At 64.6% G+C, this 8,231-nt stretch carries 9 protein-coding genes; 1 reads left to right on the top strand and 8 read right to left on the bottom strand.

The window, feature by feature from the left end; all coding sequences use genetic code 11:
- The 6 genes from pqqD to MnOB_RS08600 form a co-directional block, all read right to left on the bottom strand.
- Positions 1–194 (bottom strand): pyrroloquinoline quinone biosynthesis peptide chaperone PqqD (gene pqqD, locus MnOB_RS08575; RefSeq protein WP_077523802.1); only part of this gene is annotated, 194 nt, incomplete at its 3' end.
- Positions 191–943 (bottom strand): pyrroloquinoline-quinone synthase PqqC, encoded by a 753-nt coding sequence (gene pqqC, locus MnOB_RS08580; protein ID WP_077523803.1) that lies wholly within the window; start codon positions 941–943, stop codon positions 191–193. The genes pqqC and pqqD, both read right to left, overlap by 4 nt.
- A gap of 41 nt (positions 944–984) precedes the next feature.
- Positions 985–1,899: a pyrroloquinoline quinone biosynthesis protein PqqB gene (gene pqqB / locus MnOB_RS08585; protein ID WP_077523804.1), complete on the bottom strand. Its 915-nt coding sequence runs from the start codon at positions 1,897–1,899 to the stop codon at positions 985–987.
- Between the two features lie 105 nt (positions 1,900–2,004).
- Complete coding sequence (pqqA, locus tag MnOB_RS08590; RefSeq protein WP_077523808.1) at positions 2,005–2,076, bottom strand: pyrroloquinoline quinone precursor peptide PqqA; 72 nt, start codon at positions 2,074–2,076, stop codon at positions 2,005–2,007.
- A 104-nt stretch (positions 2,077–2,180) separates the two neighbouring features.
- Positions 2,181–4,292, bottom strand: a complete 2,112-nt coding sequence (locus MnOB_RS08595; RefSeq protein ID WP_234358220.1) for a PQQ-dependent dehydrogenase, methanol/ethanol family — start codon at positions 4,290–4,292, stop codon at positions 2,181–2,183.
- Between the two features lie 84 nt (positions 4,293–4,376).
- Entirely contained in the window at positions 4,377–5,309 is a 933-nt protein-coding gene (locus MnOB_RS08600; RefSeq protein ID WP_077523805.1) for a transporter, read from the bottom strand.
- A gap of 269 nt (positions 5,310–5,578) precedes the next feature.
- Here MnOB_RS08600 and MnOB_RS08605 point away from each other — a divergent pair, with 269 nt between their 5' ends.
- Positions 5,579–7,531: a sigma-54-dependent Fis family transcriptional regulator gene (locus MnOB_RS08605; RefSeq protein ID WP_234358221.1), complete on the top strand. Its 1,953-nt coding sequence runs from the start codon at positions 5,579–5,581 to the stop codon at positions 7,529–7,531.
- Positions 7,532–7,646: 115 nt separating this feature from the next.
- On the opposite strand, the gene MnOB_RS08610 is transcribed toward MnOB_RS08605, so the two are convergent.
- Entirely contained in the window at positions 7,647–7,919 is a 273-nt protein-coding gene (locus MnOB_RS08610) for a DUF4242 domain-containing protein (protein ID WP_077523807.1), read from the bottom strand.
- Between the two features lie 194 nt (positions 7,920–8,113).
- On the bottom strand, positions 8,114–8,231 hold a 118-nt coding region (locus tag MnOB_RS28580; RefSeq protein ID WP_158713779.1), incomplete at its 5' end, for an aldehyde dehydrogenase family protein.

The raw sequence follows: 8,231 nt of genomic DNA on the forward strand, positions 1-8,231 counted from the left end.
TGCTCGCTCAGGTTGCGGATGATCGACTCGACATCGCGCTGCCCGTTGATCTGCACGGCGATGGCACCGGCACTTTCATTGAGTCGGATCATGCCTTCGGGATAGAGCAGCACGTGGCAGCCCTGCGCCGGCTCCCATTGCAGGCGGAAGCCGCGCCGCAGGTTGGGTACCTGGTGCGTGTTGAAGTCGCTCATAGGGTGATTCCCCGGTGCCAGACCCGCTCGCGGGTCACCGTGTGATAGGGCGGGCGCTGCAGCTCGTAGGCCATGCTCATGGCGTCGAGCATGCTCCAGAGCACGTCGAGCTTGAACTGCAGGATCTCCAGCATGCGCTGCTGGGCCTCCAGGGTGCGGTAGTGGTCGAGGGTGATGCGCAGGCCGTGCTCGACATCGCGGCGCGCCTCCTTCAGGCGCTTGCGGAAGTAGTCGTAACCGCTGGGGTCGATCCAGGGGTAGTGCTGCGGCCAGCTGTCCAGCCGCGACTGATGGATCTGCGGGGCGAACAGCTCGGTCAGCGAACTGCTCGCCGCCTCCTGCCAGCTCGCGCGGCGGGCGAAGTTGACGTAGGCGTCCACCGCGAAACGCACGCCGGGCAGCACCAGTTCCTGCGACAGCACCTGTTCGCGGTCGAGGCCTACCGCCTCGGCCAGGCGCAGCCAGGCCTCGATGCCGCCTTCCTCGCCGGGGGCGCCGTCGTGGTCGAGGAGGCGCTGGACCCATTCGCGGCGGGTGTCGCGGTCCGGGCAGTTGGCGAGGATGGCGGCATCCTTCAGCGGGATGCACACCTGGTAGTAGAAGCGGTTGGCCACCCAGCCCTGGATCTGCTCACGGGTCGCGCGGCCCTCGTACATCGCCCGGTGGTACGGGTGGTGGATGTGGTAATAGGCGCCCTTGGCGCGCAGGGCCTGTTCGAATTCGGCGGGAGTCATGGCGGTCTGGCTCATGCTCGGGGTCCTCGTAGGGTGCGCCGTGCGCACCTTGATGATTACAGCTGGAGGCTCATGCCATCCCAGGCCACTTCGATACCGTGGCGGCCCAGTTCGGCGCGCTCGGCGGAATCGACGTCGAGGATCGGGTTGGTGTTGTTGATGTGGATGAGCACCTTGCGCGGGCCGTCGAGGCCGTCGAGTACCTCGATCATCCCGCCCGGGCCGCTCTGCGGCAGGTGGCCCATCTCGCTGCCGAGCTTGTCGCCCACCTCGCAGTGGCGCATTTCGTCGTCGCGCCAGAGCGTGCCGTCCACCAGCAGGCAGTCGGCGCGGCGCATCCAGCCGAGCAGCGCGTCATCCACCTGGCCCAGCCCTGGCGCGTAGAACAGGCTGCCGCCGCTTTCCAGGTCTTCGATGAACAGGCCGATGTTGTCGCCGGGGTGTGGGTTACCGCGGTGCGGCGAGTACGGCGGTGCGCTGCTGCGCAGGGGAATGGCGGTGAACTTCAGGCCATGGCAGGCGGGAATGGTGAACGCCGGGCGGGCCAGGTCGATGGGGTTCCAGGTCAGGCCACCATTCCAGTGCTGGAGCATGCTGAACAGCGGGAAGCCGCTGGTCAGGTCCTGGTGGACCATCTCCGTGCACCAGACCGGGTGCGGGCAACCCTCACGCAAGCTCAGGAGGCCGGTGACGTGGTCGATCTGGCTGTCCATCAGGATGATCGCGGCAATGCCGGTGTCGCGCAGGCGGCGGGCCGGTTGCAGCGGCGGGAAGGCGTCGAGCTGGGCGCGGATATCCGGGGAGGCGTTGCACAGCACCCAGTCGACACCATTGGCGCTGAGGGCGATGGAGGACTGGCTGCGCGGTTGGGCGCGGACCTTGCCGCTGCGTACGCCGGCGCAGTTGCGGCAATTGCAGTTCCACTGGGGGAAACCGCCGCCGGCAGCCGAGCCGAGAATCTGGATGTGCATGGCGAATACGACCTGCCTCGGAGGCCTGCAGGAAAAAGGACCCCGGCGAACCGGGGCCAAGCAAGGACGATGCGCCGGTGGAGGCCAGCGCAGCGCCGTGGAGCATCAGCGATTGGTGAAGTACAGGGTCACTTCAAAGCCAATGCGCATGTCGGTGTAGCTGGGTTTGGTCCACATAGTTGAGTCCTCTCTTTTGTTGTTGCGTGGGGTGAATCGAAGCACTCTTCATCCGATATGGCCGGGCAAGGCGGCGAGGTTGTGGCCGCCTTGCCTGGCCCCGATCAGGGTTTGTCTTTCGCAGCGGTCGCCTGCTGCTCCTTGGTGTAATCCGCGTATTCGCGGCTCATGACGTAGGCCTTGATCTTTTCGACCTCGTCCGCCGTCAAAGTGTCCCCGAAGGATGGCATGCCCAGAGGGCGCAGCACGCCTTCGCGGACGATCTGCTGGAACAGGCTGCGGCGCGACTCGTCGGATTTGCGCAGGTCAGGCACCAGACCGCCGCTCATCGCCCCGACACCGTGGCATACGGAGCAGTAGCTGCCGTACAGCTGCTGGCCCGCCTTCAGGTCGGCTTCGCTGGCGTGGAGCAGTTGCGGGATGCGGGTGAGGGCGGCGACCTGCTTCTCCGGCAGCGGCGGCAGGCTGGCCTTGCCATCCAGCTTGAACACCAGCAGGCGGCTGACGTTGCCGACGCCCGGCGCTTTGGCCGCATCGCCGCCGATCAGCGGGGCGACACCGCCCCAGCCAGCCATGATCGCCACGTATTGCTCGCCCTTGTAGCTGTAGGTCATGGGCGCGGCGACGATGCCGGTCTGGGCGGCGAAGGACCAGAGCTGCTTGCCCTTGTCGGCCGAGTAGGCCACCAGGTTACCCGCGGCGGTGCCCTGGAATACCAGGTTGCCCGCGGTGCTCAGGGTGCCGCCGTTCCAGTAGTGCGGGTAGGGCACGCGCCAGGCTTCCTTCTGCTTCACCGGGTCCCAGGCCAGCAGCGCACCGGACACCGCTTCGCGTGGAATCTCGGTGGCGTCGGAGAACCCGGCACCGGTGTTGAAGCCCTTGCGGCGGACGAAGTCCTTGCCTTCGTTGCGGTAGACACCCGGGATTTCCTGGTAGGGGATGTATACCAGGCCGGTCTGCGGGTTGTAGGACATCGAGTGCCAGCTGTGGGCGCCGAACGGGCTCGGCCACATCACGACGGGCTCTTTCTCGTAGCGCGCACCCGGTACTTCCACGGGGCGGCCGGTGGCCAGGTCGACGCGCTCGGCCCAGGTCACCTTGCCGAACTTCTCGGCGGACAGGAGCTTGCCGGTTTCACGGTCGAGCACGTAGAAGAAGCCGTTCTTCGGTGCCTGCATGATCACCTTGCGCGACTTGCCGTCGAGCTCGAGGGTCGCCAGGGTGAGCTGCTGGGTCGCAGTGAAGTCCCAGGTTTCGCCCGGGGTGGTCTGGTAGTGCCAGGCCAGTTTGCCGGTGTCCGGGTCCACGGCGAGGATCGACGACAGGTAGAGGTTGTCGCCGCCGCCGGGGCTGCGCAGCTCACGGTTCCAGGGCGAGCCGTTGCCGGTGCCGATGTAGAGCAGCTCCAGCTCGGGGTCGTAGGCCATGCCGTCCCAGACGGTGCCGCCACCGCCGCCTTTCCAGTACTCGTCGCCTTTCCAGGTCTTGGCTGCTTCGGCCAGCTCCGGATGCTCGTAGGGTTTGGCCGGGTCGCCGGGGACGGTGTAGAAGCGCCAGGCCATCTTGCCGGTCTCGGCGTCGTAGGCGGCGAAGTAACCGCGCACGCCGTACTCCGCGCCACCGTTGCCGATGATGACCTTGCCTTTCACCACGCGCGGAGCGCCGGTGATGGTGTAGGGCTTGCTGTTGTCGGTGGTCTGCTGGCTCCAGACTTCCCGGCCGGTCTTGGCGTCCAGGGCGATCAGGCGGCCATCCAGAGTGCCGATGAAGATCTTGCCATTCCACAGCGCGACGCCACGGTTGACAGCATCGCAGCAGGCGTCGCGAGCCTTGCCGCGTTCGATCTGCGGGTCGAAGGTCCAGAGAACCTTGCCGGTGGCCACGTCGACGGCAATGGCGCGGCTCCAGGACAGCGAGGCGTAGAGCACGCCGTCGGAGAACAGCGGGGTCGCTTCCAGGCCACGATGGTTTTCGAGGTCGATGTACCAGGAGAGGCCGAGCTTGCCGACGTTGTCGGCGGTGATCTGCTTCAGGGGGCTGAAGCGCTGTTCGTCATAGGTGCGGCCATGGCTGAGCCATTCATTGCCATCTTTCTCGCTGGCGACGATGGCGGCCTGGTCGACGGGCGCCGCGTAGGCAGCTGGGCCCAGCAGGGCGACGAGCAGGGCGGCGGCGAGGCGGGTACGGTGTTTGTGCATGGGCTGCGCTTGGGACATTACGCAGGACTCCTTGATGTGCTTGTTATGGGCGGAGTGTTTTTCGCTCATCCGATGTGAATCAGGCGGGCGGCTGGCGAAAGGTCAGAACACCTGCAGCAGGCGCAGGTTGATGCGGTTGCTTTCCTCGAATCCATTCTCCACGGACAGGTCCTGTCCGTAGGTCGCCAGCACCTGGGTGGTGGGCGTGATGAAGTAGGAAGCGCCTATGCTGTATTTACTGGTATCGGGCTCGTCATTCAGGTCGACGCCGTCGACTTCGTTTTCGCCGCCCCAGGTCCTGGAGATACCTGCACGAATATCGAAGCTCTCAGTGAAGTTGTAGCGCAGGAACGCCTGGCCCTGATAAAGCTCCGACTGCTTGCGTGTCACGCTGTCCGGACCGAAGTCGTCGTTGTCGCCGAAGAAGGTCACGTCGCCCACCAGGTCGAGGGTGAGCTTGTCGGTCAGACCGGTGATGTAGCCGGCCTGGAGGGTGAACTTCCAGCGGTTCTCGCCAAGGTTTATCGGCTGGTCGTTGTCGTAGCTACCGGTCGGCGCAAAGATGAAGGGCGTGATACCGAAGTAGCGGCGCTTGGCCGGGTCGTTCACCAGCCAGATGGTGGACGCGAGGATCAGGTCGCCGGTGCCGCTGTCGCTGCCCAGTCCCTTGAGGTCGTCCTTGGCACGGAGATTGCCAAAGGGCAGCAGAAACTGCGGATCGATGATGTAGTCGCCAAGCTTCATGAAGTGGACACCCCGGAGGATGCCCACGTCCGAATCCAGACCGGCGTCGATGGGCGCCTTGTGGCCATTCGCGTAGAGGGCGTCGCGTTCGGCGTGCTGGTAGTACAGGAGGCCGAGGTTGGTGCCTTCCGGCAAGGCCGTGTAGTCGCCTGCATCCACATCGAGGGCGTGGGCGAAGGACGTGAAACCGGCCGCAAGGCCGAGGGTGGTGGCCAGGGTCAGGACCCTGGAAAGAGCCGTCTTCTGCGTGCTGCTGGTACAGGCGAGATGAGCGGATGCGCTCTTCTTCATGACATCACCTTTTATTGTTTTTGTTTAAAATCGGTTGCTGTTTCCGGCTTGAAATTCAGGGAAGAACCGGAGACGCATCAGCTGTTCAGCAGGACCTGTGCCATGTTGTTTTGAGTTCTAATTAGTGCTTGAAAATCAATGGCTTGTATAACGAAGACATTAACGGTCCGGAGCCTCTGGGCAATCGCATCGACTCGCTGTCTCACTCTGAGTCAGATGCAGGGCGGAGATGCTGTACCGGAGTGATACAACCGTTTCGAGGATGAGCCATGAGCAAGCCCGATGACCCCACTCCCGCCACTGAAGGCAGGACGGTTCTCATGTCACCTGAAGGCCGCAGGCAAGCCTTCGGATCGCAATTGATCGCACGCTCCTGGAAGCGCTCCCACCAGTACGGCATATCGCCTTGTGACCGGGTGCTGTTCGACGCGCCGGTGGTGGTCCGTCCGAAGGACATCCAGGATCACGGCGGGTTGCTGCTGCGCGCTGCGTCGCCCGAGATGGAACAGCTGCACGGTGCGCTGGCACCGAAGGACTGGGTGCTCGCCTGCATCGACATGGAAGGGGTGGTGCTCAGTTCGATCGGCAAATGCAACAGCGCCAGCCGGGAGCTCAACCAGGTATTCCGGCCCGGCGCGCAATTCCTCGAAACGCTGGTAGGCACCACCGGCCCGAGCTGCGCCCTGGAGGAAAAGGAAACCGTCGTCGTCGCCGGCTCCGACCACTACCTGGAAGAGGCGCGTGCCTTCACCTGCATGGCCACCCCGATCTTCGGCCTCGATGGCGGGATCGTCGGTGTGCTGGATGCCAGCCGCAAAGGGCCCGCCACCTCCCTCTACTGCCTGGAATCCTTGGTCATCGCGGCACGCGCTATCGAGCGTCGTATGTTCATGGAGCTGGGGAATGTCCTGCTGGTGCACCTGCATTACCGGCTGGACATCCTCGGCACTCCCATGGAGGGGCTGCTGGCGTTCGATCCGGTCGGGAAGCTGAAGGGCGCCAATCGCATCGCCACGCAGATTTTCTCGTCGCCGGGGTTGAAACCGGGGATGGATTTCAACGAGCTGTTCGACATGCCTTTCGCCCATGCCGTCTGCTATCGCCGCTACGATCTCAGCGTGCCGTTCCGCATGCAGACCCAGTGGGGCAGCATGCTGCATGCCTGCCTCACCACTGCGCCGGACAAGAAGGCCGGGCAACTGCCCGGGCCAACGCGATCCTTCACCACGGCCGAGCGTCGCCCCCTCGCGGCGCAGGGGCCGTGCCTCGAAGACCCGGCCGTCAGCTCTGCGCTGGAGCGTGCCCGCAAGGCATTCGCGCGGGATATCCCGGTGCTGATCAATGGCGAGACCGGTACCGGCAAGGAAGTGCTCGCACGCCTGCTGCACGAGGGCAGCGACCGCGCCAGTGGACCCTTCATCGCCATCAACTGCTCGTCGATTCCGGCGAGCCTGATCGAGTCGGAACTGTTCGGCCATGTCGAAGGCGCCTTCACCGGCAGCCGCAAGGGCGGGGCGGCCGGCAAGATCGAGCAGGCGCACCAGGGCACGCTGTTCCTCGACGAGATCGGCGATATGCCGCTGGAGCTGCAAGGACGCCTGTTGCGGGTGCTGCAGGAGCGCAGCCTCAGCCGTCTCGGCAGCACCGCCGTGATCAAAGTGGATTGCGCGCTGATTTGTGCCACCCACCGCGATTTGGCGCAGCTGGCGCAGGAGCAGGGTTTCCGTGAGGACCTCTATTACCGCATCAATGGCCTGCGAGTGACCCTGCCGGCCCTGCGCGAACGTACCGATCTGGCGCTGTTGATCCAGCGACTGCTGCAAAGCGAGACGGCATCCCATGCGCCGCTGGCGTTGGAAGAATCCGCATTGCAGGCGCTGCTGAACTACAGCTGGCCGGGGAATATCCGGCAGCTCCACCAGACGCTGCGGCTCGCCGCCGCGCTGGCCGAAGACGAAGGCTGGATCGGATTGCAGCACCTGCCAGACGAGGTGCTGCCGGCCATTGCGAAGGGCGCGGTCCGCGAAACGGGAATGGAAACGGAAACGGTTGCGGCGGCCGCGCCTCAATCACTGGCGGGGGATACCTTGCTGGCATCCGAACAGCGCGCGATCCGCGCCGCCATCGACGCCTGCGAGGGCAATCTCTCGGCTGCCGCCCGCAGCCTGGGCATCGGGCGGGCAACCCTGTACCGCAAGCTCAAGGCGATGGGCGAGGCGTAGGACTCCGGGCAAGGGCGTGATGGGTATCGCAAGCTCCACCCATCCTACGGTCAGGCTTTTGTAGGATGGGTTGAGGTACGAAACCCATCAGGTGCGCAGGCGGTTGGTTGCCCCGTCAGCGGGCAGTGGTCGGGTCGATGATCCCGCGCACTTCGGACACGCGATTGGCCGGGAAACCACCTTGCTCGGCATGTTCGCGGACCAGCTGTTCGTTATCCGCGCGGTACACGCAATAGACCTTGTCGTCGGTCACGTAGCTGTGCAGCCACTGGATCTGTGGCCCCATGGCGCTGAGCACGGCGCACGACTTCTGCGAGATGGCCTGGAGCTCCTTGATCGTGAGTTTTCCCGCACCGGGGATTTCGCGTTCGATGACGTAGTTCGGCATGGTTGTTTCCTTGTTGTTGTGGGTTGCCTGGTGATGCGTGTGTCGTAGGGTGGATGGCGCTCTTTCCATCCACCAGCGGTGCCTTGTAGGGGCAAGGGCGTGATGGGTTTCGCAAGCTCTACCCATCCTACGAAAGCGTATTCGTAGGATGGGTAGAGGTACGAAACCCATCAGAGCGAAGGTCGTTGGGGCACTCAGAGCTTGATCAGCACCGTCTTCAGCTCGGTGTAGTGCTCGATGGCCGCCGCGCCCATTTCGCGGCCGACGCCGGAGAGCTTGTAGCCGCCGAAGGGCAGGGCCGGGTCGAGGGCG

Origin of the sequence: Metapseudomonas resinovorans (assembly GCF_002003485.1) — a bacterium.
Taxonomy (GTDB): Bacteria; Pseudomonadota; Gammaproteobacteria; order Pseudomonadales; family Pseudomonadaceae; genus Metapseudomonas; species Metapseudomonas resinovorans_D.

What these genes read in the sequence shown, in the direction of transcription:
- pqqC (WP_077523803.1), bottom strand. Translation starts at nt 943, where the DNA reads ATGAGCCAGACCGCCATGACTCCCGCCGAATTCGAACAGGCCCTGCGC.
- pqqB (WP_077523804.1), bottom strand. Translation starts at nt 1,899, where the DNA reads ATGCACATCCAGATTCTCGGCTCGGCTGCCGGCGGCGGTTTCCCCCAG.
- MnOB_RS08595 (WP_234358220.1), bottom strand. Translation starts at nt 4,292, where the DNA reads ATGTCCCAAGCGCAGCCCATGCACAAACACCGTACCCGCCTCGCCGCC.
- MnOB_RS08600 (WP_077523805.1), bottom strand. Translation starts at nt 5,309, where the DNA reads ATGAAGAAGAGCGCATCCGCTCATCTCGCCTGTACCAGCAGCACGCAG.
- MnOB_RS08605 (WP_234358221.1), top strand. Translation starts at nt 5,579, where the DNA reads ATGAGCAAGCCCGATGACCCCACTCCCGCCACTGAAGGCAGGACGGTT.
- MnOB_RS08610 (WP_077523807.1), bottom strand. Translation starts at nt 7,919, where the DNA reads ATGCCGAACTACGTCATCGAACGCGAAATCCCCGGTGCGGGAAAACTC.